This is a genomic window from Actinomycetota bacterium, assembly GCA_030650795.1.
In the GTDB taxonomy this organism is placed as follows: Bacteria; Actinomycetota; Actinomycetes; order S36-B12; family S36-B12; genus UBA11398.
On record JAUSDJ010000031.1, the window covers coordinates 38,101 to 62,900 of the forward strand.

Here is a 24,800-nt window from a genome sequence, read left to right on the forward strand (position 1 = left end):
AAGACTGCCTGACGTGTCAGTCGCTGCACGGCCCATGGCGCCCAAGAATCCCCCGACGCTGACCGATGGCGTCGTGCTCCTACGCCTGCCAGAGAGTCGCGATATCCCCACAATTGCCACTGGATGTCAGGATCCAGAAGTGGCCCGGTGGACCAATCTTCCCAGCCCTTACACCGAGCAGGATGCTCGCGCGTGGGTGGACAAGGTCACCAATCCGGTGCATTGGTGGGATCAGCCGACTTGGGTGATCGCCGACACTGACAATCGCTGGTCAGGCTCCGTCCACCTGCAGCCAGATGGCCACGGCGCGGCGACCGTCCGCTTCTTGGTTGCTCCATGGTTGCGCGGGCGTGGCATTGCCACGCGTGCCGTGCGGCTGGCTTGCCGCTGGGGCTTCAGCTCTCTGGATCTCAATGTGGTGACCTGGCGAGCACTGCTCGGCAACGAAGCAGCTCGAGCAGTTGCGCAATCAGCCGGATTCGCTGTGCACGAGCAGCCGATGCGCCGTGGCCTAGTGCATAGGGGCGACTTGATGGACTGTTGGTTCGCCGATTTGCTTGCCGATGATCTTCTCGAGATGGGTGGCGGTCAAGTGTGGACCGGACCACAGCTCACTCGACGTGAGCGCGAGGTCTTGCATGCCATGGCCGCCGGGCAATCCAATCGCGACATAGCCCAGACTCTTGGCATAAGTGAGAACACCGTGAAGAACCACGTGCGCAGCATCCTTGAAAAGCTTCCGGCCCGATCCCGCATGGAGGCCGTGGTCAAAGGAGTGCAGGAAGGCATCACTCGGCTCACCTAGTTCGCAGACTGCGGCTGGCAACGCACGCCACAGCACTGATCTGAACTCCAGCATCCGCACACGCACGCACGGCTTCGGCCACTGTCGCCCCGGTCGTGATGACATCGTCAACAACGATCACCGAATCTGCCCGACCGCGAGGGGCTCTCGCGGTCAGGGCCTCCTGAACATCCAGTCGGCCACGAGCCGACTGACCGGCGTGACGAGCGGTCTCACGCCGCCAATGCAGCAGTGGTTCAACCGTGCAGACTCGACCGCGCGACTGCAGTGCTTTCGCGGCCGCGAGCGACACTTCATTCAAACAGTCTCGTCCGCGGATCCGCACTGAATTGCGGTGTGCCGGAATCGGAACAAGCGCAATAACTTCAGTGCCAGGAGCCGCAGCCCACACTCCATGCGCCAACAACTCTCCTAGAATGGGACTCAAGGCACGAACTCCCCGTTCCTTATGAGCAAGTACGAGCTCGCGCAGCAATCCTTCGTACTCCCCCGCGAACCACACTGCAGGTTCTTGATCGCGCCTCGCCGGAACTTCAGGCAGTCGCGCTCGGCAACGTAGACAGAGCACGGGACCCTCGCGGCCACAAGCCAGGCATTCCCGTGAGAGTGCGACATCGGCCATTTCCTGAACAAGGCCCGTAACCGCAGTCGTCAGCTTTGCGATAAACAGCATGCTTCAGGTTGATGTTCATCAAACTGAACGGCAAGCACACCGGCGAGGCTGTGGATCTGACCCACTCAACTCGGATAAGCGGGCGACCAGCCGGGTGTGCGGACTGTCCAGGTGCCGGCATCGAGTTGATAGATGAGGCCGTTCTTGGCAGCGATGAGCACGGGAAGTCCAGGCGCGGCAGCAATGGACTCCGGATTTTCGGGCCCGCCTTGTGGGGCGAGCGCGCCAGAAGCCAGGTCAAGATCAAAGGCCTGCACATCGCCATTGCCAATCCGGCCGATGAAGGCCAGCGAGTTTGCGCTTGACCAATCAAGATCAAGCACTCCAGTTGCGGTTGGCGAAAATGGGCGCAGACCGGAGATCACTCGCACATTAGTTTCAACGTTTCGTTCAATGCGTGCCAAATAGACCGAGGTCGTTCCAGACTTTCGAATGATGAGTGCCGCTCTGGCTCCATCTCGCGAGGGAACTGCCTTGACCAAGGTCGCGCCGTAGGGCATGCCCGTAACCGAAATGTCCTTGATCGGTCCAGGTGCATCCCAGACCGCTAGCCCATTGAATGGATCCCACACCCACAGCCCACCATTGGCGTCGAACTCCAGCCACTGGATTGCTCGCGTGATCGGCAACTTCGACCAAGTGGTGTTGGTCTCGATCAATGCGCTCCAGACCCGGCCAAGAGCGTCCACTCCAGACAGCAGTCCTCCAGAGCGATTCACCACGACTTGGGTAAATGCTGAGTTCGCAGAAGTCGGATAGCCGACGATCTGCTGCGCCTGACCCTTGGCAAGCTTGGAGACACCGCCTGCATTCGCAAACACAGCTTCAGCACCTGGATCAAGCCCGGACGGGTCAATACTTGGCCACTCATCGCGCGGGATTGGATAGGGCACTCCAGGAATGGTCAGGAGCTGTCCTCCAGAGGTGATGCTGACTGCACTCACATCAGACAGTTGACGCAGAGTCCCGACGATCTGCTGCGCCATCACCAAACGGACACTGTCGGAAGCAAAAAGCGCGTCGGCAGTGAGATCGACCTTGGCCACGCCTGAATTGACTCCGACGAAGTCAAAATTGAGGCCAACGCCCAAGGGGAAGGCTGTTTTCACCGCGGGCGCCAACCACGGATCGGGTCCGTCCAGTAACGCCTGAATCAAACCCGTGGCCACCCCATTGCCCGGTACCGGAATCATGCGGACATCTGGTACCAAGGTGCTGTACTGCGGATTGAAGTAGTAGACCGAAAGCGGTCGGAAGGCTCGCGCCACGTCGACCGTGGAGAGTTCAAGCCCCTGAGGAAGCTTCGCAATGCGCCATTCGTCGCTCTGCTTCTCGAGGGTGAACTCAGCGTTGAGCGTGGCATTTGCATTCGCTAATTGATACGTACCTCGCCTTGAAATCTCTCCGGCCAGTGGAGCAGCGAATCGCACAACGGGTCCATTGCTCACGAGGTCTGGCGCACCCTTGAATACGCGCACCCCTGCATTTGGATCCCAGGCATTGCCTGATAACTGAGTGAGGAATTGGCGAGCAACCTCGTGATCGTTTTCGAAAGCAGCCGAGGCATCCAAGAATCCCTGCACGATCTCGGCTGGTGTCATGCCCTTGCGCGGACTCTGCGGAATGACTCGGATGAATTGATCCTCGCGATTGGCTGCACTTGCGTCGCCCTGCTGGATCGATCCACCTTCGGGCACCTGTGCGGTAACCGACCATGGCAAGACGCCACAAGCGCTCAGCAAAAGACCAACTGCGGTCAGCGCTGTTGCAATTCGCAGGGCTTTCATGTGCGCCCCGATCGTGGTGGCAATTGAAATCCTTGAGAAGCCGGACGAGGAATCGCATCCAGCCGCAGTGCCGAGGGGTCTTCGGATTCGATTGCCTCGAAGTTGACAGGGATCAGGGGCAAAGGCGACTCCATCAGCGGCCCTCGCACCGCGCGCGGCAAGGTCAGTCGGAAGTTTGAGCCTTGACCGGGCTCTCCCCAAGCTTCCAGCCAGCCTCCGTGCAAGCGGGCGTCTTCATACGCAATCGAAAGGCCGAGCCCGGTGCCTCCGGTGGTGCGTGCCCGCGCCGGATCGGCTCTCCAGAAGCGATTGAATACCAGGCCGGATTCGCCTGGCCGCAGTCCCAAGCCGAAATCGCGCACCGTGACTGCCACTGCTTCCTCGTCGGCGCCGACGGTCACAAGAACACCCTTGCCGTCGCTGTGCTCAATGGCGTTGTCGAGCAAGTTGCGCACCACTCGATTGATTCGCCTGCTGTCGGCGGCCACGACGGACGAAAAGTCCGATGGCAGGAAATCCAAACTAGTGTCGATGCGCACTGCCAATGGCCGCGCTTGCTCTACAGCGCGCGCAACCAACGCATTCACGTCACAAGCCTCGACATCAAGCACCGCAGCGCCAGCATCAAATCGAGAGATCTCCAGGAGATCGACCAGGAGTTCCTCAAAGCGGTCGAGTTGGTCTTGCAGAAGTTCGGCTGCGCGCGAAGTTGCCGCATCAAACTCCACCCGACGTTCGAACATGAGATCTGCTGCCATTCGGATGGTCGTCAGAGGGGTGCGCAACTCATGTGAGACATCGGCGACAAATCGTTGTTGCACTCGCGACAACTCTTCGAGTTGCTTGATCTGCTGCTGCAGGCTGGATGCCATGTCATTGAACGTTGTTGCCAGCTGTGCGAGTTCGTCTTCGCCACGCACGGTCATTCGTTCGGACAACTGGCCTTCGGCAAGTAGCGCAGCAGTACGCGCTGCCTCACGAACAGGGTTCACCACCAATCGCGTAACAAGGCGAGCAATAAGGGTGAGCAACACCAAGAGCAACGCACCCGTGAGCAGCACAGCACCTCGCACGAGATCCAAGGTCTGCTGCTCCTGAGTGAGCGGAAATAGGTAGTACAAGTTGTATTCGCCCAGTGACGGAATATCTAGCGGAGCACCAACGACGAGGCCGGGTACAGTGAAGCCGTTGATGTAATTGATCGGGTCGTAAGTCCAGAGTTGGCTCTGACTATCCAATAACGCCAGTCGAAGTTCTGGATCAATGCTTGACGTTGACACCAGGTTTGTGCCGCGCTCTGGGAGCGACTGCCCTGGTACGGCGGCAAGCAGCAGGATGTCGAATTGCGCAGGCGAACCGCCGTGCGATCCAAGGCCCGCGACGATCGCATCGACCTGGCGCCCGGGCGACGGCGCAGTCGGCAAGGCCTCAGCGGCCTCAATGAGTCGTTGCGCCTCAATCAAGCCTGCGGAGGCCTCCGAGATCGAGGTCTCCTCCTTTGCGCCCATCAATCCAGTTGTGACCTTGCTCAGCAAGGTCACCCCTAGGACTGTGAGCACGACGAATGAGGAGACCAGGGTGATCGTCGTAATGCGCAGCAGCAAAGAACCTCGCCAGCCGCGCTTGACCCATCGAAATGGACCAGCAACCCGACTCAGTGCTGCAGTAAAGCGATGCCACACATGGAGGAACGCGGTCAAGCGGGTCCCGCCTTATAGCCAATCCCTCGCACAGTGAGCACATACTCAGGTCGCTCAGGATCACGCTCGACTTTGGAACGCAGCCGCTGCACGTGCACATTGACCAATCGGGTATCGGCCGCGTGCTGATAGCCCCAGACATCGTGCAGCAAAGCTTCGCGTGTGAATACCTGACCTGGCTTTCGCGCCAGACACACGAGCAGATCGAACTCCAAGGGCGTGAGCGACAGCATCTCGCCATCGCGGGCAACCTTGTGACCTGAAACATCGATCTTGAGATCGTCAATGGCCAGCGGCTGCGCAGCTGCGTCGTCGCCGCGGCGAACTCGGGCGCGAAGCCGAGCAATCAGCTCACGCGGCTTAAAGGGCTTGACCACATAGTCATCGGCTCCCGATTCAAGCCCCACCACGACATCGACGGTGTCGCTGCGAGCGGTAAGCATCACGATTGGAACGCCAGACTCCTTGCGAATGGCTCGACAAATCTCAATGCCATTCATCCCAGGGAGCATGACATCAAGCAGCACAATGTCTGGCTGAAAAGTCCTGAATCGGTCAAGAGCCAAGGCGCCGTCAGCGCAAAACTCCGCGGAGAATCCCTCCTGGCGCAGCACAATGCCCAACATCTCCGACAGAGCCGCATCGTCATCGACCACAAGAACCTTGCCCAGTGAGCCAGAGTCCGAAGGATGATCCATACGCTCATCGTGCCACTCATGAACCTGCATACCCAGTAGCGCGGGCAAACTGCACGGATCAACGCAAATCACGCCCCCAAGTGCAGCCCAGCCGCTAGCCTTCCGTGATCCACCGAGAAGGGTCTGTGAGTAAGTGGCGTCAAAACGTGATCGGAACGCGAACACCCGCAAGCAGAGGAACAAAATTCGGCGTCGCATCGCCCTCGTCGTCTTATGCGTGCTCCCCGTTGTCGTGGGGGCCATCTGGTTCAGTTACGCAAACAAGATCATTGACGAGGTCAATGGCTACAACACCCAGTCGACGATTCTGAGCAGCTCCGAATCCAGCCGGGAGACCCTGAACTACAACCTCAAGGCTGCAGCCGGTGGCTACATCGCAAGCGATAGCAATCAAATGCTCGCCTCCCTTGAACAACTCAACCCTGGTTACAAGGTTGAGTTGAACAAAGTGACCAGCCCACATGCCCCCGGAACTGCTGAGCTCCAGGCCTCAATCGTGACCTACACAGCAGAGGCCAAGAAGGCAGTCGACCTCGCCCTCTCATCGGCCTACACCGCTGAAGGCGTTCGCGCGATCATCCAAAATCCGGCATTCAAGCAAGCGGACGAAGAAGTCGCTCTCTCAATCGCCGCTGCCCATCTGGGTCTGGCTCAAGCAACCGGCCGAGGCAATGACAACTGGAAGTTCGTCATCACAGCCGAGTTGGTGATGACTTTGTTCATCACCGTGCTGGCAATCGTGCTGTCACTGGTGAGCGAACGAGCAATCAAACGAGCCGACGAAAGTGAGCAGGCTCGTCATCAGGATCGAATCAACCTGGCCACTGAGCCGTTCACCCATGTCATCGCCACGATGGATGACGGAGTGCTCATCCTCTCCGACGATCAGAAGATTCTGCATGCCAATCTGAGCGCGCAAGCATTGCTCGGCATCGGTGTGACCGTCGGATCCACGTACAACATCCCTACCGACGGTCGAATCGAAATTCGCAAGACGGACGGCTCGACAAGCGTTGCCTCAGCGACGACTTCGACCGCCGTCGCCGGTGGCCAATCGGTCACAGTGCTGACGATTCGCGAGAACTAAGGCTTCGAGAACCCCGACTTCACTTGGTGAAGTTTGGGTTCTCGATCACGCCGAATACAAAGCCTTCGGGGTTGCGCAGTTCGCCTACGCGAATGCCCTCACCAACGGCGCTGATCCCACCAACAATTGTGCAACCGTTGTCGATGAACTGCGAGAACGCCCGTTCGATGTTCTCGGTGCGCAAATAGGTAACCGGACCGTTGTCAATCGGCGCACCCGGATTGATGCCGAGCTCATAGCCATTGAGATCGAATCCCACGTAGAAGGGCTCATCAAAGTACGGCTCCTTGCCCAGTGCTTGCTGCCACCAAGTCCTGGATGCCTGCAGATCAGCAGTGGGAAAGATGACCGTGGCAAGGCCCAGGATTTCGCTCATGCGCCAATCGTAGGCAAGCGATGGCCAATCGCCGATAACTACGCGCTTGGGCTTGGCTCAACCACGACTGTTGGCAGAGGTATTGGTGTGGGCCCAAGGCTTGGTGTCGGAACTGGTGTCGGCGTGCTTGTCGAGGACGGCGAGGGAATCGGGACGGGCGTACCCGCGAGCCAGGCTCCAAGCCCAATGACGGCAGTCGCAGCGCGTTGTGCGGCAGCTGGTGTCACATTCGATCGCAGTTCGACGGTGATGCCGATGGCTTGCAGTTCGGCATTTACCCAGCCGGTCATTGTTCCGTTGCAGACACCGCGGCACGGGACAATGCCGGTACGCAGACCAAGCAACTCCCCCAACTTCTTCGCGGCGGCATGCCCACGTGGGTACGGGTCATCGACCATGCCGAACGACTGATGAAATGAGATGACTGCTGTCGGCTTGACTGCGCTCAGAAAGGCCATAAGTCCTTGGGTCTCGGGCTCGCTGGCAACACGCGGTCCCGCGTAATAGGGCGAACGCTTCTTGGTTATCTTCCAGTGATTTGGGAAATTGCGATTGAGGTCGACCTTGTGGGCATTGCGGCGAGTGCCTAGAGCAGAGCCATCAGGATTCACAGTCGATATCAACCAGAGTTGGACATCCGTCGGCAGATTACGGGCTTCCAGCAGGCTCACCACTCTGCGCCCGGCAGGCTCATTGCCATGCATCTGCCCGAGAACCACGATGCGAATAGGTGCGGAGTTCGGCCCCAGATGAGTCGCGACTATGGCACGACCCTTTACTGACTTTCCGATCATTTGCTGCGTTGAGCTCGAATCAGCGACGACTGCCCCGAGTTCAAATCCTGAAACTGCGAGCACGCCGAACACGAGTCCAACAGCAATCGCGGAAGAAGCCCGTCGGTAGAAATGCATTCAGAGGATCACGACTCAGCGCACGACTTTGACGTTGAAGTTGGCCGTTCCAAGTACCCTCATGAGGCGAAGCCAAAGTGGTAGCCACATCTCAGTGCCGCGTGCTGTGGTGATGTCACCGAGGTCGATGACATCGGTGTGGCCGAACTCATGCAGAAGATCAGCAACCATCTGCTTGGCCTCAGGATCATCACCGGAGACAAAGACGCTGTGCTCGCCACCCGCGAGTTCACGTGGATTGACCATGAGACTCGCCGTCAGGGTATTGAGTGACTTGACCACCTTCGCATCTGGAAATTCCCGTTGAATCTGCTCTCCGAGGGAATCGGTGTCCTTGACGGTCAAGGTAGGCGGGAAGCCAGCTGAAAAGTCGAGTGGATTCGTCACATCGATCAGCACCTTGCCAGCAAGATTGTCTGCTCCCGCTGCATGCAGCGCTTCCAGGGTCACAGAACCCGACGTGGCGTTCACCACGACATCACCGAACATTGCAGCAGCCCTGAAGGAGAGCACCCGTATCGGCGGATGCTCGGCAGCCCATTCAGCAAAGTTCTGGCTGCGTTCGCTGTCGGAGTTGGTACGCGCCAATGTCGCTTGGGGGTCACGCGTGCCCATCGCGACCTCGTGGCCGAGCTCAACGCATCGGGCTGCAATGTTCTGCCCGACTGATCCGGTTCCAAGAATTGCCAGACGCATCTGCACTCCCTACGACAAAGGCTAAGACTGCGAGCATACGGAGGAATGAGAAGGGCGCTCGGAGAACTTTCTCACTCCGAACGCCCCATCCAAGGATTGATCAGTATCGATAATGGTCCGGCTTGTATGGCCCGACAACATCCACGCCGAGGTACTCGGCCTGTTGCTTGGTGAGCTCGGTCAGCCCAACGCCGAGGGCATCAAGGTGCAGGCGGGCAACCTTCTCGTCGAGGTGCTTGGGCAGGGTGTAGACACCAAGTGGGTATTGATCCAGCTTGGTGAACAGCTCGATCTGCGCGAGCACCTGATTGGTGAAGGAGTTGCTCATCACGAACGACGGGTGACCGGTGGCGTTGCCGAGGTTCAACAAGCGGCCCTCGGAAAGCATGATGATCGAGTGACCATCGGCGAAAGTCCACTCATCAACCTGTGGCTTGATGGTCTTGCGCTTGATGCCCGGCAGTGTTGCGAGCCCGGCGATGTCGATCTCATTGTCGAAGTGACCGATGTTGCCCACGATCGCCTGATGCTTCATCCGCTCCATGTGCTCAGCAGTGATGACGTCGTAGCAGCCCGTGGCGGTGATGAAGATGTCGGCCAAGCCGATGACATCTTCAATGCGAGCAACCTGGTAGCCGTCCATTGCGGCCTGGAGCGCACAGATGGGATCAATCTCGGTGATGATCACCCGAGCGCCCTGTCCGCGCAGTGACTCAGCCGAACCCTTGCCAACGTCGCCATAGCCACAGACCACAGCCACCTTGCCGCCGATGAGGGTGTCAGTCGCCCGGTTGATGCCATCGATGAGCGAGTGACGGCAGCCGTACTTGTTGTCGAACTTGCTCTTGGTCACCGAGTCATTGACATTGATGGCTGGGAAGAGCAGCTCGCCCGCGCGCAGCATCTCGTACAGACGATGAACACCCGTGGTGGTTTCTTCGGTCACGCCCTTGATACCAGCAGCGATCGTGGTGAATCGGTCAGGGAAGTTCGCCAGTGATTCACGCAGGGTGTGCAGGATGACTCGGTACTCCTCAGAGTCACTCTCATCTGTTGCAGGCACCACGCCGGCCAGCTCGAATTCGCGACCCTTGTGCACGAGCAGGGTGGCGTCGCCACCATCGTCGAGAATCATGTTCGGGCCGCTGCCATCTGGCCATTCCAGAATCTGCTCCGTGCACCACCAGTACTCCTCGAGTGATTCGCCCTTCCAGGCATACACCGGCACACCATTGGGCTTTGCGACCGTGCCGTCACGACCGATGACGATCGCGGCAGCAGCGTGATCTTGAGTTGAGAAGATGTTGCATGAAGCCCACCGCACATCGGCACCAAGATCAACCAGAGTTTCGATCAGCACAGCTGTCTGAATGGTCATATGGAGTGAACCAGTAATGCGGGCGCCGGTCAGTGGCTTGCTAGCGCCATACTCGGCGCGCATTGCCATGAGCCCAGGCATCTCATGCTCGGCCAGACGAATTTCATCGCGGCCAAACTCAGCTAGATCCAGATTGGCGACCTTGAAGTCTGGACTGCCATCAGCTTTGAACACGGACATGGAATTCTCCTCGTGAGTTGAGCGGATTGGGCGCGAACGTCACGAGGCTTCGTTGGTCCGGCAGGTGCGATTGTGCCAGAGATGCCCCGAAGGGCCAAAGTGCAACGCGCTCATGGGGGAAATGTGACCAAAACGAGCAGGCCATACTCTGCGCGGATGCAATTCATGCCGCGCTGGGGTCTGCTCACTGCAGCGGCCGCCCCGATTCTTCTGGTCGCTGGCTGGACGATTGCGGCACGCCTTCAAACCAATGGATTTGATTCCACCACCCAAACCATCAGCGCTCTGGCTGGAGCCGATGCCACTGATGGTTGGTTGATGACCACTGCCCTGGCTGGAGTCGGCGTCAGTCAGATCGGCACTGCCCTGGCACTGAAGCCCGCAGCACGCGCCGGTCGGGTTGTGCTGGGCACAGGCGGAGTGTTCACTCTTCTGGTGGCAATGAGCCCACTGCCCACAGCAGGCCAAGCCGCACCACTACACGGGGTGGTGGCTGCCGGATCTTTCGCTGCCTTGGCCGCCTGGCCGCTCCTGAGCTGGCAGCGAGGCGCTTCCACTCCCTGGGCACTGCGTCCAGCTGTCGCGATGACTGCCGGAAGCGTTCTTGTGGTTGCCACTGGGTGGTTCTTCGCTTCGGTTGTCAGTGACGCGCCGAAGGTCGGCCTGGCCGAGCGCAGCGCTGCCGTGGTGCTGAACTTGTGGCCTCTTGCAGCCGCTGCGTCGATCTGGCGATTCCAGCGCAGACGCTAGTCCGCCTCGATCGTCACCTGTTTGGAGCCGCGATCGATATCAGGCTCAAGGAACACGTATCTCGCGGTCGGCACTGCCGCACGCAAGCTCTTCTCAGCGGCATCAATGGCATCGGCTATCTCGCGACCAGTGTCACTGTGTGCGATTGCGATTTTTGCGCCAACGAGCAATTCGTCGGGGCCGACATGAATCGTTCGCAGATGGATCACTCGAAGCACGCCATCTGTTGATTCAAGTGCGGCTCGGATGGCTTCCACTTCTTCGGGCAATGCGCTCTCGCCCACCAGCATGGTGGTCATTTCCATCGCTAGGAACACCGCAATCACAACGAGCAGGGTTCCAACCGCCATAGCACCCAGGGCATCGAAGCGACCGTCGTCGGTAATGACGGCCAGGCCCACGCCAAGAAGTGCGAACACCAGACCGATGAGCGCACCGAAATCCTCAAGAAGGATGACGGGCAGTTCTGGCTGTCGCGCATCGCGCACGAACTTCGGCAAGGATCGCTTGCCGCGTGAGAGGTTTGCCTCGCGAATCGCCGTTCGGAAACTGAAGCTCTCGAGCACGATCGCAATGCCCAAAACCACGACGGCTATCCACCAGTCATTGAGCGGTTCGGGATGCTGCCACTTGTGCAAGCCCTCGTACAGGGAGAACAGGCCACCAACCATGAACAGCACGATTGAGACGACGAAGCCGTAGACATAACGACGACGCCCATATCCAAAGGGGTGATGCTCATCGGCTGGCTTACTCGCCCGTTTATTGCCGATGAGCAGAAGGATCTGGTTTCCAGAATCGGCCACCGAGTGGATCGCCTCAGAAAGCATCGACGAGGAGCCAGTGAAGGCGAAGGCGATGAACTTGCTTACGGCGATGCCGACATTGGCCATGAGAGCAGCGATGACAGCTTTCATACCACCCTCAGTGCTCATTGCTCGCCTTCCTGTAACGCCCGGAAGACGGCGGTAAGACCCTCGGCACGCACAACAGCCTCTGGATCGGTCGCAGGAATCACATTGGCCATCCCAGGCAACAAAGTGATCTCTTCGCCCATGCAACTCACTGTTGCCTTGCCTTCCACCGAGAGCACGATTCGGTAGCTCCCACTTGGCAATTCCTCTGCTCCATCGCGCATGAGCTGAGCGCGGAATGGGGCGCTGGCCGGATTGAGCTCATCGCCGATTGCCGCGGTGATGAACTGCGGTTGGATTTCCGGATCCAGCGCCTGCAGGGCGTATTCGAGGAACACCGGCTTCGAAGTCAATCCGAGACGAATCACGTTGTCGCTGGACGTCATCACCTCAATGCCGAGCCCGCGGATGTAGCTGTGCGGGATACCAGCTGGCACGAATAGCGCTTGACCGGCCTGCAAAACGCGGAAGGAGAGCAGCGGAGTGAGAAGTGCCCCGGGGTCCTTGGGGTAATCGGCGGAAACAAGCAAGTAGGCATCGACCTCGGCCTGTGGAAGCCCGATGAACTGTGCCGACTGTCCCAGTGCCGCGATCGCTGCGATGGAACTGCTCGCCAATAACACTGGTATCGCAGACCGAAAATCTCCATCAACGATGGCTGCGATCGCTGCACTCGGATCGAAGTCGTCCACCGCAGACTGCAGCGCGCGAAGAAAACTCACGCACTCCGTCGGCTCGCGCCAACCAGCAAAGGCCTCGAAGGGCTCCAGGGCGATCAGCATCTCAGTCTTCTCAGAGCGATCCGCATACACCGCAGGCGAGTCAGCGCTGGAGATCTGCGCCTTGTACCCGTCGGCGGCCAATTCAGCCTGCGGATGCACTTGTATCGACAGAGGTCGGGCAGCAGCCAGGAACTTCACCAGGATTGGCACATCCCCGCCAATGAGATCAGTGTCCAGAACTGCACCGGTCTCCACACCCTCTGGGTCGACCAGGGGCGAAGGTCCGCCTGGGTGGGCTCCGTACCAGAGTTCGGCCTGCGGCCGACCGGTGGCGGCACCGGCCCATCGGACCAGCCCATCCACGATCCCCCAGTCGGACTCCTTCAATGCCCCCCGCACCACTAGTGACACGTTAGGCCTGTCCGGGCGCGATCGCCTCGTCGAGCAGCATCACCGGTATTCCGTCACGCACAGGAAAGGCCAGGCCGCAGACAACGCAAGTCAGCGTCCGCGATTGCTCATTAGCAGTCAGTTCACCGTGCGCATCGCATGGGCAGGCAAGGACCTGCCACAGGGCGGTATCAAGACCAAGTGGCGCAGTGCTCATAGCGACTCCCCTACAGGTGACTAAGACGCGGAACGCATGCGCTGGAGCAGCTCGTCGCGAAGCAGTTCCATGCGCGCTGGATCCTTGGCCTCCACATTAAGGCGCAGCAGGGGCTCGGTGTTACTCGGGCGGACGTTGAAGCCCCAGTCGGGGGCGGTGATGCTCAATCCATCAAGTTCGTCGACCTCGACGCCGGGCAGTTTGCTGTATTCGACCTTGATCGCAGCCGTCACTGCGCCCTGATCGGCAACCTGAGTGTTGATCTCTCCACTGAGCGAGTAGCGGATGTATTGGGCAAGCATCGAAGACAAAGTGGTGCCTTCGGGAGTGTGGCCCAAAGCAGAAATGGTGTGCAGCGCTGCGAGCATGCCTGAATCAGCACGCCAGAACTCCCGGAAGTAGAAGTGCCCGGAGTGTTCTCCGCCGAAGACAGCATTCGTCTCGGCCATCCGTGCCTTGATGAAGGAGTGACCAACGCGAGTGCGAATGGGAATGCCGCCATGTTCGCGGATCACCTCGGGCACTGAGCGCGAGGTGATCAGATTATGGATCACAGCCGAACCCGGAGATTTCGCAAGTTCGCGAACAGCGATGAGTGCGGTCAAGGTTGATGGGCTTACCAGCTCACCTCGCTCGTCGACCACGAAGCACCGGTCGGCATCGCCGTCGAATGCGAGTCCGAGATCAGCGCCAACCTGGATCACCTTGGCCTGCAAATCGACAAGAGTCTCAGGATCGATGGGGTTCGCCTCGTGATTGGGGAATGAGCCATCAAGCTCGAAGTACATAGGGATCACGTCCAACGGAAGGGCTGGTAGCCCAGCGCCGGTCTGTAGCACGGCCGGAACGGTGTAGCCGCCCATGCCGTTGCCAGCATCGACCACCACCTTCAACGGTCGCACCGAGGAGACGTCAACGAGCTCACGCATGTAGCTGGCGTAGTCGGCAAGCATGTCCTGCGAGCGCGAGTCTCCGCGCGGACCATCAAAAGCGGGCACGCCTTGCTCGATGAGCTCGCGGATCTCGCGCAGCCCGGAATCCTGCCCCACAGGCGAGGCTTCCTGCTTGCACAGTTTGATTCCGTTGTACTGGGCTGGATTGTGACTGGCGGTGAACATGGCTCCGGGAAGGTTCAGCCGGCCCGACGCAAAGTAGAGGCCGTCTGTGCTCGCAAGACCAATGAGTACGACATCACAACCCTGGTCCTGCACCCCATCAGCAAAAGCTGAAACGAGTTCCGGGCCTGAGGGCCGCATGTCGTGAGCCACGACCACCGCCCCAGGTCCGCCATCGCGGGCGGCCAGCTTGAGCACCCGAACAAAGGCCGCGCCTACGTCGTAGGCGAGGCTGGAGTCGAGCTGATCGGGATAGATGCCACGGATATCGTAAGCTTTGATTACCTGCTCAAGGCTGCCCTGTTGATGTTTGCGCACGAAGGAAGGCTATCGGTCTGTTCAGCGAAGCCTGCGGGCTAGAAATCCTCGCCAGAATTTGGCTCGACGTATGACTCATCGTGGGTGAGCATCCGCAGATGGCCACGTCGAGCAACTTCCACAGCACCGTTGGGAACAGGCGGGTGGTCAATGTCGCCACCGGGTACGTAGCGCGGACGCGCTGCTTCGCGAACAGCATTGGCAAGGGCTTCAAGATCATCCGAGGTCGGCTTCAGCGCATCAGGATCAGGAGTGATGCGGACGATCTCCCAGCCTCGAGGGGCCGTCAGGCGCTCACTGTGCATTTGGCACAGGTCGTAGCAATGTGGCTCAGCGTAGGTGGCCAAAGGCCCAAGGACAGCCGTGGAATCTGCGTAGACATACGTCAGTGTCGCGGCCGCGGGGGCCTGACATGAGGGCTTGGAACAGCGACGACGAGCCACACCGGCACGCTAGCGGCACTCATGAGGAACACAGGGCAGGACGCGCCGAACCTACTTCTGCACCGGAAGGGCGGCATCCTCATTCGCGGTCGGAACCGCGACTCCGGTGCGCAGCGGCTGCCAGGGATAGCCAGTGACGAGATCGCCGAAACTGGAGCGCTCAAGTACTTCATGTGCAACCAGGAACGGCGCGGAGTTGACCGGGGTCACCACTGCGGTGAACCAGGCCGAGTTCTGCTGCAAGTTGAGTGGGATCCACTTCACCGAGCCCGCCGGGATGGTGACCTCTCGTACTTGAACAGCAGTGGAGACAACATCGCGACCGAGGTAGGGATACAGCGAGATCTTGACCTTGGCCTCGCCCTTGGGCGCTGTGAGTGACAGCCGCACTCGCGTAGCCCCTTGGACAGGCAGACCGCTGACCGCTGCTGTTGTGGTCAGCGACTGAACACCAGATGCGTACGCAGTGTCATTTTGCTGCCTCTTGCTGCCAAAGAATTGGCGCATGCCTGCGACGATCGGTTGATCGGAAGTCAACTCCAAAGTTGCCGGCTGTCCCTGCGTCACCGATGACATGTCCAGGCTCACGACGCTGTCGTTGGGGACGATGATCTGATCGCGTTCGGCTGGCTGGAAGGTGCCGTCGCTCGTCATCACGTTGATCGAGACTTGAGCGTCCTGATCTCCAGGGGCAGCGATGGCTAGCACTCGCGCACCTCTGCCAGGAAAGACACCCGGGACGTAGACATGCATTGCCGGTGCGGCAGCACGCGGAACCCACTCGGTGCCAACTGAATGCAGCCCGGACATTTGATCGTCGTCGATCGATGCACCGATGCGACCAGTACGAGCAATGACGTGGATGGCAGAAGTCGCAACTCCAGGGGCCAATGCATCGATGCGCACATACATGCGCTGCAAGGGGCGCACGACAAGCCCGCGTCCGCCCGGGGCATCAACGATGCCGTCAGGTCCGTAGATCACCAGATCAACTACAGCGGCAAAGGCATCCGGGTTGACCAACACGACTCGCGTTTGGCGACCAGCAACAGCGCCACCACCGACAAACCAGAAGTCAGAACCCGCTGAGTCACAGGGAGTACTGGCCATGCCGCGTCCTTGACCGCGCGGCGAGCGGCTCCACTGATTAGCGATAAGACCAGGTGCCAGGGATCCAGTGCCCACGACCCTGATCGGCGGAAGTTTGCGTCCGCCGGCGGAAATTTCGGTCTGAGCACCAGGTGCCGTCAACCGAGCCTTGGCGGATTCCTTGCCAACCAGCGTGGTCAGGTTGACCTGACCAGCACCTTGATCCTGACCAGCCTGGCCGGGCACGACAGCTGCCGTCACTCGGGATCCAGCCTGAGCACCCACCCCAGGCTCAGGGCACAGCAGGACAGAGGACTGGATCGGCTCGACTGCCAAGGCTTGATCGACATCAGAGTTGATCCCAAATTGGCCAATCAGACCCAGCCCCAGAATCAACGCGACACTGATGAAAGCAATGCGCAGCAAGAATCCTGATTGCGATGGAGCAGCGGCAAACTCTTCAAGATCTTGACCGGGCTCAGCCTCAGGCAGCTCAGCGCTCATGGCTCACCCCCTCGACAGGGAAGCCGAAGCCATCCAGATCAGGATCGCTTTCCTCAATGCGTCGGGTCGGCAATGCCAGAACGACCAGCACGATCAGGACGATGAACTGCATCCACATCCACAGTGTGCGGGTCCAGGCATCGAATCGAATTTGCACCTGCGTGGCATCGGCAGGCACGGTGAATGCTTGCGACCACTCAAGTGAGCCAGGCGAAGTGACTGCTTCGAGTGCCGTCTCCTCGCCCGTCTTTGGATCAATGGCCACGGCCTTCCAACCGCCGTTGGCCAAGGCGCCAGCAACGAGTTGCCGATCAATGGTGGCCGATTCCAGAGTGTCATCCAGATACGGCTCAGTGCCAACGCCGACGGCTGCAACCCTTGCCGGATCTCCACTAACGACGTTGAGTTCGGATGCCTTGCCATTGGCGAGCAGTCGCGCGCGCGAGGTGACGCCGTCAATGCCCCACAGCACTTCGCCGTTGGAACTGGACAGTCGGCGAAGGCCGGGCTCGCCATCAAGAATCGGGATGAGATTCATCGAGGTGCCCTTGGCGAGCAGTACGAATCGAACGCCGTAACCACTGAGAACTTCAATCTCATTGCCGCCTCGGCCTGAGGCCAATGCCGCCACTTCGGCATCGATTGGATCCCAGACTTCTCCTGGCGGCGCCATGTCTGCATCACCGAGGACTGGGCCAGGGCCGTTAAGCATCGTGTAGAGCACCCGGCCAGCACTGTCAGCTCGCAGGAGGAGGGTTCGCGGCGCAGAGGGGCTGAGTGAATCGGCTGCCACAAAGGCTGGCACAGCACTGGGTGATGACTTGTGCAGCTCGTCAGCGGCATTTGGGAACCACAGCAGTGCGCAGGCCAGCGGCGTCAGCACCGCAAGGACGGTGACGACGACAGCGATCGGCTGATCGAAGCTGAAACTGGCCCCAGCGATGTGGTCACGCAGACCGTCAGCGGCGAGTGCGGCGGCCAGTACGAGCCCAGCCCCCCACACCAAGGTTGCCGCACCCGGCCAAGGCCGCACTACATCAGTTGCGCCAGGTGGCGTCACCATCACGATGGTTTGGAGCATCGCGAAAGCAAGACCGACGAGCCCAAGGCCGATGGCCATGGCAATGGGCAGGAGACGGTCGCGACGAAGCAGCGCCAGCAGACCTGCGACAACGAGCCCCGTCGTTATCCAGATCGGCGTCATGCCCGGGCCGCCCGGGTGAATCAGCAGCACTGACAAGGGCGTGAGATCTTGGTCGCTCAGATTGTGCTCGCCAGAGGCGGTCAGGAATCGGACCGGTTGCAAAAACCACTGCAGACTCCATGGCGCGAGCAACACGACTGGTGCCACCACTGCGAGCACGAGGCGCTGCAGGAGCGGCTTGGCGGCCACTGGATCCTGTCGCCAACTGACGACTCCAAGTGCGATGGCAAAGATCGCAGCAACAAGCCAGAAAAACGGAACTGCAGCGATGAGCACTGCGAGAAGCAGACCGGTTCCGGCAGCCCTGCGCAATGTCGTCTTGGTCGTTGCCAAGCGCACACATGAGCGCAGTGCGAAGGGAAAGGCAATGGCAGCAATCACTGTGCCAAGTCGGCCTGCTGTCATCGCACCTGTGACAGGGGGAAGCACTGCGTACATCACGGCTGCCCAAACGCGCACTGGCTTGCTGCTGATCAGCGATCGCAAGCAGAAGTAGCCGGCCCAACCGGCAAAGGCCAGACCCAGCAACATCACCAACTGCACGGCGAGCGCACTCTTGCCAAACAGCAATGCCCCAGTTGCGAAGACCATCAGAAGAAATGGCGGTGCCGGTGCAATCGAGCCAGGGCCGACGTCATGCCAGCCTTGGGTGTACATCGCCCAAAGGTCGGTGGCTCCATCGGGAGTGGGCAGCAAGGCCCCTCCCTGCAAGACGCCATCGCCCCACCAAAGGCCACGGGTGGCAACGGCCGCAAACAGCATCAACGCCAAGACCAAGGCAACGCTGGGACGAAAGAGGAGCCGCTTCACCAGCCCTGAGCTGGACACATCAAGGAAATCTGACGCTTCATCGCTTGGTCCGGCTTCAACGATTGTTGCCGATCCACCTGAAGACGCCCCACTCGTGGACGCAATGCCAAGCAGAGCCTCCCAAGCCTGACGGGCCTGCCAGGCCAAGTGAGGACGCAATCGATTGACGACCGATACCGGTTCGATCGAAGTCTGGTGAATGCGATGGCGCGAATCAGCCAGATGACGAGGATGCCGCACGATGCTCAAGACAGCCTGGACTTCGTCTCCTGCAGCAGTGAAGTCCTTGCCAATCAGATATACGAGCGCGCGAACGGCGCTGTTGAGAAACAGCCGCAATGCGATGAAGGGACTGGCCCAAGTCCGACTCTGGGCCAGCAGTACATGCACCGCGGCCTCGCGATCGGCCCGATGGTGGTGCGGAGCCAGATCCGCAGTGCGGCGTCCGTGTGATGCGGCCTCACGGTGATGCAGCACAGCATTGGTGGCAACGATGACTCTCTCGCCAGCGCGGTGCACGCGCCAGCAGAAATCAAGATCATCGCGAAAGAGCGGAAGCTGAGGGTCAAAGCCATTGAGGCGTTCCCAGACATCACGACGAATGAGCATGCCTGCGGAGCTGACGGCGAGCACGTCGCGCACGCCATCGTGCTGGCCTTGATCGTGCTCACGTCGCTCCAGGCCGGTGAAACGGCGCCCGGCGCCCGTGACACTGAAACCAGCCTCCAGGAGCAGCCGCTGATCATGCCAGCCCAGAATCTTGGGACCAAGCACCGCAACTTCTGGCTGGTCATCGGCGGCATCGAGCAGGGCGGACAAGCACGAAGCGTTGGGGGCGCTGTCATCGTGCAGCAGCCAGATCCAGGTGATCAGCTCGCCGGCATCCTGAGAGGGCGCAACCCGGACCTGCCCGACATGCTCAAGGCCAGCCGCGACCGCCTGCCCGAATCCGGCATTGCGATCTGCCGCGATGACTCGGTCGAAACCGAGTGAGTTGCGCAGCATGGCCGGACTTTGATCGTGGGAATCGGTGTCGACCCCCACGAAGGCATTGGGCTGGCGGGTCTGATTGGCCAAAGTGGTGAGCACGGCAGGCAGCCAAGTGTCCCCATCGTGGCTGACTAATACTGCTGTGACGTGATGGTGGCGGCGGGGCTGGGCCGGACCCAGATCCTCATCGCCCTCACTGAACCACTCGGTCCAGGCCAGATCTTCGATCGCAGTTTGCGCGCTGACTACGACCGAATCGGCATATTCAAATTCGGCGGCGGCGCCTAAGTCAGCAGCGGATTGGAGTTCTGACTCTTCGAAATCCGACTGCACCTGACCACTCTAGATGGCGCGCTTCTTCAAGCGGCGGCGCTCCCGCTCGGACAGACCGCCCCAAATACCGAATCGCTCGTCCTGTTCAAGGGCATATTCCAGGCACTCGACACGTACCTCGCACGACAGGCAGACACGTTTGGCTTCACGTGTACTTCCGCCTTTTTCAGGGAAGAATGCTTCAGGATCAGTCTGTGCGCAGAGCGCCTGCTCTTGCCATCCGAGTTCTTCGACCTCGGTCATCGGAAGCAAGGTCAGCCCTGCTGGAATGCTGTCGGTCACGAATCCGACCTCCTCGACCCTTACTGGAACATTGCAATTGTCTTGAGGCCGTATTACATCGTTGTGATTTGCTCGCGTCAACCTGAAATCCGGCATATCAGACATGGTTTTCCCAGAATTAACACGACACGCCGAAAAACGACCCAAATGTCCCCTGCCAAGGCGACGCGCGCGCAGGGGCTGGCGCTTGGCAGGATGCACTCATGAACCCCGTCCCTTCGCGCATCACTGTCCTGTCCGGTGGCATCGGCGGGGCTCGTTTTCTGGTCGGCTTGCTCGACCATCTGCGGGCAAGCAATCCCGATGGCCAAGGCGGCAGCCACACCAAGGTGACGGTTATCGGCAACACAGGCGATGACATCTGGGTGCATGGAGTGCGCGTATGCCCTGATCTGGACACAGTGATGTACACCCTGGGCGGCGGCATCAGCGCCGAGCGCGGCTGGGGCCGCGAGGACGAGCACTTCACTGTAAAAGATGAGCTGGCCGCTTACGGAGTGGAGCCCACGTGGTTTGGCTTGGGCGATCGCGATCTGGCCACGCACCTGATTCGCACTCAATCACTGCAATCAGGCTTCACACTTTCTGAGGTCACAGCCGCACTCTGCGATCGCTGGCAGCCAGGCGTCACCTTGCTGCCGATGAGCGACGAGCGAGCCGAAACTCATGTGGTCGTTGACGTCCCCGAGCAAGGCCGGATTGCCATCCACTTTCAGGAGTGGTGGATTCGACATCGCGCCCAGCTCACGGCTCACGCCTTTGTGATGATCGGGATCGATGATGCCAAGCCCGCACCGGGAGTGATCGAAGCCATCCTGGAAACCGACCTGGTGATACTGCCGCCGAGCAACCCGGTTGTCTCAGTGGGCGCAATCTTGCAAGTGCCAGGCATCGCTGAGGCTCTTCGCGCGACAAGTGCTCCAGTCGTTGGGGTCTCCCCCATCATCGGAGGCGCGCCGGTGCGCGGCATGGCAGACGCCTGTCTGGAAGCTATCGGCGTAGCGACCTCAGCGGCAGCTGTTGCCTTGCACTACGGAGCACGCAGTGCCGGTGGCTACCTCGATGCATGGCTGATTGCCGACGAGGATTCGGCAAGTGCTCCAGATATCGCCGCGGCGGGCATTCGCGTGGTCGCAGCCCCGCTGTTGATGTCCGATCCGAAGGCCACCACGGCACTCGCTGCCGCCACCCTTGCTCTGGTGGGCTGAGCCGTGACATCGCTCAGCCTGGTTCCGGTGACCGGACTCCCTGAATTTCAACCCGGCGACGACCTCGCTGAACTGCTCATCCCGGCCCTGGCCTCGTTGCAATGGCCAGATGGCTCATCCGGGCTCGAGTCCGGCGACATCGTGGTCATCACCAGCAAAGTGGTGGCCAAGGCCGAAGGCCGAATTGTCGAAGCACAATCTCGAGATGAAGCGATTGCGGCCGAGACCGTCCGCGTTGTGGCCACCAAGCGCCATCCAGGTGGCCAGACGCGCATCGTGCAGACCAAGCACGGCCTGGTCCTGGCAGCTGCGGGAGTCGACGCAAGCAATGTTGAATCCGAGCACATCGTGCTGTTGCCGGAGCATCCCGATGCATCAGCGCACTCTTTGATGGATGCGCTGAACCTCGGCTTGGGCCGCGAGCTTGGCGTGATCATTACGGACACCATGGGACGTCCTTGGCGCATGGGGGTCACCGACGTGGCAATTGGCTCTGCTGGGCTCACTGTTCTCGATGATCACACTGGGCGCGTGGACAAGTTCGGCCGCACACTCGAGATGACGGTGATTGCGATCGCCGACGAAATCGCCGCAGCTGCCGATCTCGTCAAAGGAAAACTGAGCGAATGTCCCGTCGCTGTTGTTCGCGGGCTTGGTTTCTACGTTTCGGCACAAACGCAAAGTTCAGCCGCAGATTTGATTAGACCCTTGGACGAGGACATGTTCACCCTCGGCACGGCCGAGGCCATCACGGCGGGACAACGCGGAGCAGCGGCCAATCGACGGACCATCCGGCAGTTCACTGGTGAGGTCGTTCCCGACGCTGCATTGCTCGACGCAGTTGCAAGTGCGATCACCGCTCCTGCGCCGCATCACACCACGCCATGGCAGTTCCTGATTCTTCGCAATGAACCTATTCGCGCACAGCTATTGCAAGCGATGACCGAGAAATGGGTTCAGGATCTTCGGGCGACCGAAGGAATCGATGAAGCCGCCATCGCCGCTCGCGTTGCCCGCGGAGACATCCTGCGAACCGCACCAGTACTTGTCCTTGGCTTTCTGGAAATGGCAGGGGCAGCGCACCTGTACCCCGACGCGAAACGCAATGCTGCTGAACGAGATCTGTTCATGGTCGCGGGTGGCGCGGCAATGCAGAACCTGATGGTGTCCTTGGCCGCCGATGGCCTCGGATCAGCCTGGATCTCTTCCACCATCTTCTGCGCGGATATCGTGCAGCAAGTACTGAACCTGCCAGCGTCCTACCAGCCCCTGGGCGCCTTGGCTGTGGGCTACCCCGCCGCGGAAGCAAATAGTCGCGACCCTCGCGATCCCAAGAACTCCATCATCAATTTCGATTAGGCCTAGCCGTCACTTGAGAAGCGGATGGCCATGTCGCCGATCACGGCACCTGGCCAGATGCGCACTCCAGTAAGCAATTCGTTGTGAGCGCCGATCACCGCACCATCGCCCACCACCACCCCGTCGAGATGCGCACCCTCGCCAATCACCGCACCGACGCCAATGATGCTGTTCCTGACTCGGGCGCCCGCGAGAATGCGGGCATTGTCAAAGACCGCTGAACCGTTCACGACTGCATCTTCAGCCACGCTTGCATTGCGTCCGATGACAGATCCGCCGTGCACATTCGCCGAGTCGGCAATCACTGCGCCTTCCATCGCCAGGACATCGCCATGCACCGGTACTGCAGGCGAAGGTGCGAGCCCCAGCACCAGATCGCGGGAGCCCTGTACAAAGGCCAATGGAGTTCCCAGATCAAGCCAGTAACCGCCGTCGACCACGCCAGAGACCAAGGCGCCTGAAGCCAACAAGTCTGGGAAGGTCTCTCGTTCCACCGACACCACGCGTCCAGCCGGAATTCGGTCGATGACATCTCGACGAAAGACGTAACAGCCGGCATTGATGTTATTGGTGACGATGCCATCCAAAGTGGTCGGCTTCTCCAGAAATGCAGTCACGCGGCCAGTTCTATCGGTAGGCACAAGCCCATAAGCCCGAGGATCGTCTACAGGAGTCAAGTACAAAGTCACATCACTCTTGCTCTGTTCGTGATGCGCGACAAGGGCTTGAATGTCAACGCCGGACAGCACGTCGCCATTGAAGACGAGCACAGAATCCTCTGGACCAGAATTCAGGTGTCGTGCGGCAAAGCGAATGGCGCCGCCGGTGCCAAGAGGTTCAGGTTCGGTGGCGATGACGATCTCGATGCCGAGATCACTGCCTTCGATGAACTCGCGGAAGACCTCGGCCTTGTAGCTCGTACCGAGCACGATGCGAGTGACACCGGCATCACGCGCGCGCGTGATCTGATGCACAGTGAATGGCACTCCAGCGACGGGCAGCATCGGCTTGGGGGTGTTGATCGTAAGTGGGCGAAGGCGAGTGCCTTGCCCTCCGACAAGGAGCACTGCTTCAGTCATTCGGCAACTGTGCCACACCCCCGGAGTGCCAGGTAGCAAGCATTAGGTTCGCCGCATGGCACTTCTCCTGGATGGTTCGATCTGGCCACTTGTCGTTCATCGAGCCAGGACCCAACCGAGCCTTCCCTTCCTGACGTCGATCGATCACGAGGGAAATCGCACCGAGCTCTCCGGCACCTCATTGCTGAATGCCATCGCGAAGACTTCTGGCGCATTGGTGACTGAAGCCGAGCTTGAACCGGGCGCGCGCATCGCGATGCATCTGCCCTGGCATTGGCAGCGAGTGGTGTGGACTCTGGCTGCCTGGACGGTAGGCGCAGTGATTGTCGAGCATGGTGATCCCGTTGATTGCGAGTTGCTTGTGGCCGACTTGGACTCAGCGCTGAATTGCACAGATGCAGAAGAACCGTGGGTGGTCTCACTGCATCCACTAGGGCTTGTAGACAAGGGGCTGCCGAACACGGTGGTCGATGCAACCAGTCTTTGTCGAATGCAACCTGACGCATTGCTTGTGGAGCCTGTCGGTGGCGACGGTCCGGCTATTGAACTCCTCGATGGATTGGCGCTGACGCGCAAGCAAGCCTTGATGTGGGCAGTCGAACACGACGGCACCGACGCACGCATCTTGCTGAACCGCGCGTCAACGAGTGCATTCGCCTCGTGGGTGATTCCAGCGCTGCACCCGCTTGTCGGCGCTGGGGCCGTGGTCTTGTGTGACGGGCAGGATTCAGAGCAGACCGCACAGCGCGAGGGCACAACTCGAATTTGGCAATAGCTTTCGG

The 24,800-nt window shown here is 60.0% G+C and carries 23 protein-coding genes; 6 read left to right on the forward strand and 17 right to left on the reverse strand.

Going from position 1 to position 24,800, the window contains the following annotated elements; all coding sequences use genetic code 11:
- Nucleotides 1-13 precede the first annotated feature (13 nt).
- Nucleotides 14-805 carry a GNAT family N-acetyltransferase gene (locus Q7L55_09590; GenBank protein MDO8732800.1) on the forward strand — a complete coding sequence of 264 codons (792 nt, stop codon included), beginning with the start codon at nt 14-16 and terminating at the stop codon, nt 803-805.
- Here the strand turns inward: Q7L55_09590 and Q7L55_09595 are convergent.
- The 4 genes from Q7L55_09595 to mtrA all read right to left on the reverse strand — a co-directional run bounded on the left by Q7L55_09595 (nt 798) and on the right by mtrA (nt 5,663).
- Complete coding sequence (locus tag Q7L55_09595; GenBank protein ID MDO8732801.1) at nt 798-1,478, reverse strand: phosphoribosyltransferase family protein; 681 nt, start codon at nt 1,476-1,478, stop codon at nt 798-800. The genes Q7L55_09590 and Q7L55_09595 overlap by 8 nt on opposite strands.
- 65 nt (nt 1,479-1,543) lie before the next feature.
- Nucleotides 1,544-3,265 (reverse strand): LpqB family beta-propeller domain-containing protein, encoded by a 1,722-nt coding sequence (locus tag Q7L55_09600; protein MDO8732802.1) that lies wholly within the window; start codon nt 3,263-3,265, stop codon nt 1,544-1,546.
- Nucleotides 3,262-4,965, reverse strand: coding sequence for an MtrAB system histidine kinase MtrB (gene mtrB, locus Q7L55_09605; protein ID MDO8732803.1), 1,704 nt, complete (start codon nt 4,963-4,965; stop codon nt 3,262-3,264). The genes Q7L55_09600 and mtrB overlap by 4 nt, the downstream gene beginning before the upstream one ends.
- Nucleotides 4,962-5,663 carry an MtrAB system response regulator MtrA gene (gene mtrA / locus Q7L55_09610; GenBank protein MDO8732804.1) on the reverse strand — a complete coding sequence of 234 codons (702 nt, stop codon included), beginning with the start codon at nt 5,661-5,663 and terminating at the stop codon, nt 4,962-4,964. The genes mtrB and mtrA overlap by 4 nt, the downstream gene beginning before the upstream one ends.
- 217 nt (nt 5,664-5,880) lie before the next feature.
- Between mtrA and Q7L55_09615 the strand changes: the two genes are divergently transcribed.
- Entirely contained in the window at nt 5,881-6,750 is an 870-nt protein-coding gene (locus Q7L55_09615; protein MDO8732805.1) for a PAS domain-containing protein, read from the forward strand.
- A gap of 19 nt (nt 6,751-6,769) precedes the next feature.
- Here Q7L55_09615 and Q7L55_09620 read toward each other — a convergent pair whose 3' ends face one another.
- The 4 genes from Q7L55_09620 to ahcY form a co-directional block, all read right to left on the reverse strand.
- Entirely contained in the window at nt 6,770-7,126 is a 357-nt protein-coding gene (locus Q7L55_09620) for a VOC family protein (protein MDO8732806.1), read from the reverse strand.
- 38 nt (nt 7,127-7,164) lie between these two features.
- Complete coding sequence (locus tag Q7L55_09625; GenBank protein ID MDO8732807.1) at nt 7,165-8,037, reverse strand: DUF2817 domain-containing protein; 873 nt, start codon at nt 8,035-8,037, stop codon at nt 7,165-7,167.
- A 15-nt stretch (nt 8,038-8,052) separates the two neighbouring features.
- Entirely contained in the window at nt 8,053-8,733 is a 681-nt protein-coding gene (locus tag Q7L55_09630) for an NAD(P)-binding domain-containing protein (GenBank protein ID MDO8732808.1), read from the reverse strand.
- Nucleotides 8,734-8,833: 100 nt separating this feature from the next.
- Nucleotides 8,834-10,291 (reverse strand): adenosylhomocysteinase, encoded by a 1,458-nt coding sequence (gene ahcY / locus Q7L55_09635; GenBank protein MDO8732809.1) that lies wholly within the window; start codon nt 10,289-10,291, stop codon nt 8,834-8,836.
- 156 nt (nt 10,292-10,447) lie between these two features.
- On the opposite strand from ahcY, the gene Q7L55_09640 reads away from it, so the two are divergent.
- On the forward strand, nt 10,448-11,041 hold the full coding sequence (locus tag Q7L55_09640) for a DUF998 domain-containing protein (GenBank protein ID MDO8732810.1): 594 nt from the start codon (nt 10,448-10,450) through the stop codon (nt 11,039-11,041).
- Here Q7L55_09640 and Q7L55_09645 read toward each other — a convergent pair.
- From Q7L55_09645 to Q7L55_09680, 8 genes are read right to left on the reverse strand one after another with little or no spacing between them, the layout of a single operon-like run.
- On the reverse strand, nt 11,038-11,976 hold the full coding sequence (locus Q7L55_09645) for a cation diffusion facilitator family transporter (protein MDO8732811.1): 939 nt from the start codon (nt 11,974-11,976) through the stop codon (nt 11,038-11,040). The two genes, Q7L55_09640 and Q7L55_09645, sit on opposite strands and share 4 nt — an antisense overlap.
- A complete protein-coding gene (gene manA / locus Q7L55_09650) occupies nt 11,973-13,088 on the reverse strand; it encodes a mannose-6-phosphate isomerase, class I (protein ID MDO8732812.1) in 1,116 nt (371 codons plus the stop codon). The genes Q7L55_09645 and manA overlap by 4 nt, the downstream gene beginning before the upstream one ends.
- Before the next feature lies 1 nt (nt 13,089).
- Nucleotides 13,090-13,284, reverse strand: a complete 195-nt coding sequence (locus tag Q7L55_09655) for a Trm112 family protein (GenBank protein ID MDO8732813.1) — start codon at nt 13,282-13,284, stop codon at nt 13,090-13,092.
- A 20-nt stretch (nt 13,285-13,304) separates the two neighbouring features.
- Nucleotides 13,305-14,717, reverse strand: coding sequence for a phosphomannomutase/phosphoglucomutase (locus tag Q7L55_09660; protein ID MDO8732814.1), 1,413 nt, complete (start codon nt 14,715-14,717; stop codon nt 13,305-13,307).
- A gap of 38 nt (nt 14,718-14,755) precedes the next feature.
- Nucleotides 14,756-15,160: a DUF3499 domain-containing protein gene (locus Q7L55_09665; GenBank protein MDO8732815.1), complete on the reverse strand. Its 405-nt coding sequence runs from the start codon at nt 15,158-15,160 to the stop codon at nt 14,756-14,758.
- A gap of 51 nt (nt 15,161-15,211) precedes the next feature.
- Complete coding sequence (locus Q7L55_09670) at nt 15,212-16,753, reverse strand: DUF5719 family protein (GenBank protein ID MDO8732816.1); 1,542 nt, start codon at nt 16,751-16,753, stop codon at nt 15,212-15,214.
- A complete protein-coding gene (locus Q7L55_09675; protein ID MDO8732817.1) occupies nt 16,743-20,090 on the reverse strand; it encodes a glycosyltransferase in 3,348 nt (1,115 codons plus the stop codon). Before Q7L55_09675 ends, Q7L55_09670 begins: the two co-directional genes overlap by 11 nt.
- 9 nt (nt 20,091-20,099) lie before the next feature.
- Nucleotides 20,100-20,333: a WhiB family transcriptional regulator gene (locus Q7L55_09680; protein ID MDO8732818.1), complete on the reverse strand. Its 234-nt coding sequence runs from the start codon at nt 20,331-20,333 to the stop codon at nt 20,100-20,102.
- Between the two features lie 242 nt (nt 20,334-20,575).
- On the opposite strand from Q7L55_09680, the gene cofD reads away from it, so the two are divergent.
- Both cofD and Q7L55_09690 read left to right on the forward strand, forming a co-directional pair.
- A complete protein-coding gene (gene cofD / locus Q7L55_09685) occupies nt 20,576-21,580 on the forward strand; it encodes a 2-phospho-L-lactate transferase (GenBank protein MDO8732819.1) in 1,005 nt (334 codons plus the stop codon).
- Between the two features lie 3 nt (nt 21,581-21,583).
- Nucleotides 21,584-22,939: a coenzyme F420-0:L-glutamate ligase gene (locus Q7L55_09690; protein ID MDO8732820.1), complete on the forward strand. Its 1,356-nt coding sequence runs from the start codon at nt 21,584-21,586 to the stop codon at nt 22,937-22,939.
- Nucleotides 22,940-22,941: 2 nt separating this feature from the next.
- Here the strand turns inward: Q7L55_09690 and Q7L55_09695 are convergent, their stop codons facing one another.
- Entirely contained in the window at nt 22,942-24,018 is a 1,077-nt protein-coding gene (locus Q7L55_09695) for an NDP-sugar synthase (GenBank protein MDO8732821.1), read from the reverse strand.
- A gap of 55 nt (nt 24,019-24,073) precedes the next feature.
- On the opposite strand from Q7L55_09695, the gene Q7L55_09700 reads away from it, so the two are divergent.
- Entirely contained in the window at nt 24,074-24,793 is a 720-nt protein-coding gene (locus Q7L55_09700; GenBank protein ID MDO8732822.1) for a TIGR03089 family protein, read from the forward strand.
- Nucleotides 24,794-24,800 lie beyond the last annotated feature (7 nt).

Coding starts and splice junctions, on each gene's coding strand:
- Q7L55_09595 (MDO8732801.1), bottom strand. CDS start 1,478: ATGCTGTTTATCGCAAAGCTGACGACTGCGGTTACGGGCCTTGTTCAG.
- Q7L55_09600 (MDO8732802.1), bottom strand. CDS start 3,265: ATGAAAGCCCTGCGAATTGCAACAGCGCTGACCGCAGTTGGTCTTTTG.
- mtrA (MDO8732804.1), bottom strand. CDS start 5,663: ATGGATCATCCTTCGGACTCTGGCTCACTGGGCAAGGTTCTTGTGGTC.
- Q7L55_09620 (MDO8732806.1), bottom strand. CDS start 7,126: ATGAGCGAAATCCTGGGCCTTGCCACGGTCATCTTTCCCACTGCTGAT.
- Q7L55_09625 (MDO8732807.1), bottom strand. CDS start 8,037: ATGCATTTCTACCGACGGGCTTCTTCCGCGATTGCTGTTGGACTCGTG.
- Q7L55_09630 (MDO8732808.1), bottom strand. CDS start 8,733: ATGCGTCTGGCAATTCTTGGAACCGGATCAGTCGGGCAGAACATTGCA.
- ahcY (MDO8732809.1), bottom strand. CDS start 10,291: ATGTCCGTGTTCAAAGCTGATGGCAGTCCAGACTTCAAGGTCGCCAAT.
- Q7L55_09640 (MDO8732810.1), top strand. CDS start 10,448: ATGCAATTCATGCCGCGCTGGGGTCTGCTCACTGCAGCGGCCGCCCCG.
- Q7L55_09645 (MDO8732811.1), bottom strand. CDS start 11,976: ATGAGCACTGAGGGTGGTATGAAAGCTGTCATCGCTGCTCTCATGGCC.
- Q7L55_09655 (MDO8732813.1), bottom strand. CDS start 13,284: ATGAGCACTGCGCCACTTGGTCTTGATACCGCCCTGTGGCAGGTCCTT.
- Q7L55_09670 (MDO8732816.1), bottom strand. CDS start 16,753: ATGAGCGCTGAGCTGCCTGAGGCTGAGCCCGGTCAAGATCTTGAAGAG.
- Q7L55_09680 (MDO8732818.1), bottom strand. CDS start 20,333: ATGACCGAGGTCGAAGAACTCGGATGGCAAGAGCAGGCGCTCTGCGCA.
- cofD (MDO8732819.1), top strand. CDS start 20,576: ATGAACCCCGTCCCTTCGCGCATCACTGTCCTGTCCGGTGGCATCGGC.
- Q7L55_09695 (MDO8732821.1), bottom strand. CDS start 24,018: ATGACTGAAGCAGTGCTCCTTGTCGGAGGGCAAGGCACTCGCCTTCGC.
- Q7L55_09700 (MDO8732822.1), top strand. CDS start 24,074: ATGGCACTTCTCCTGGATGGTTCGATCTGGCCACTTGTCGTTCATCGA.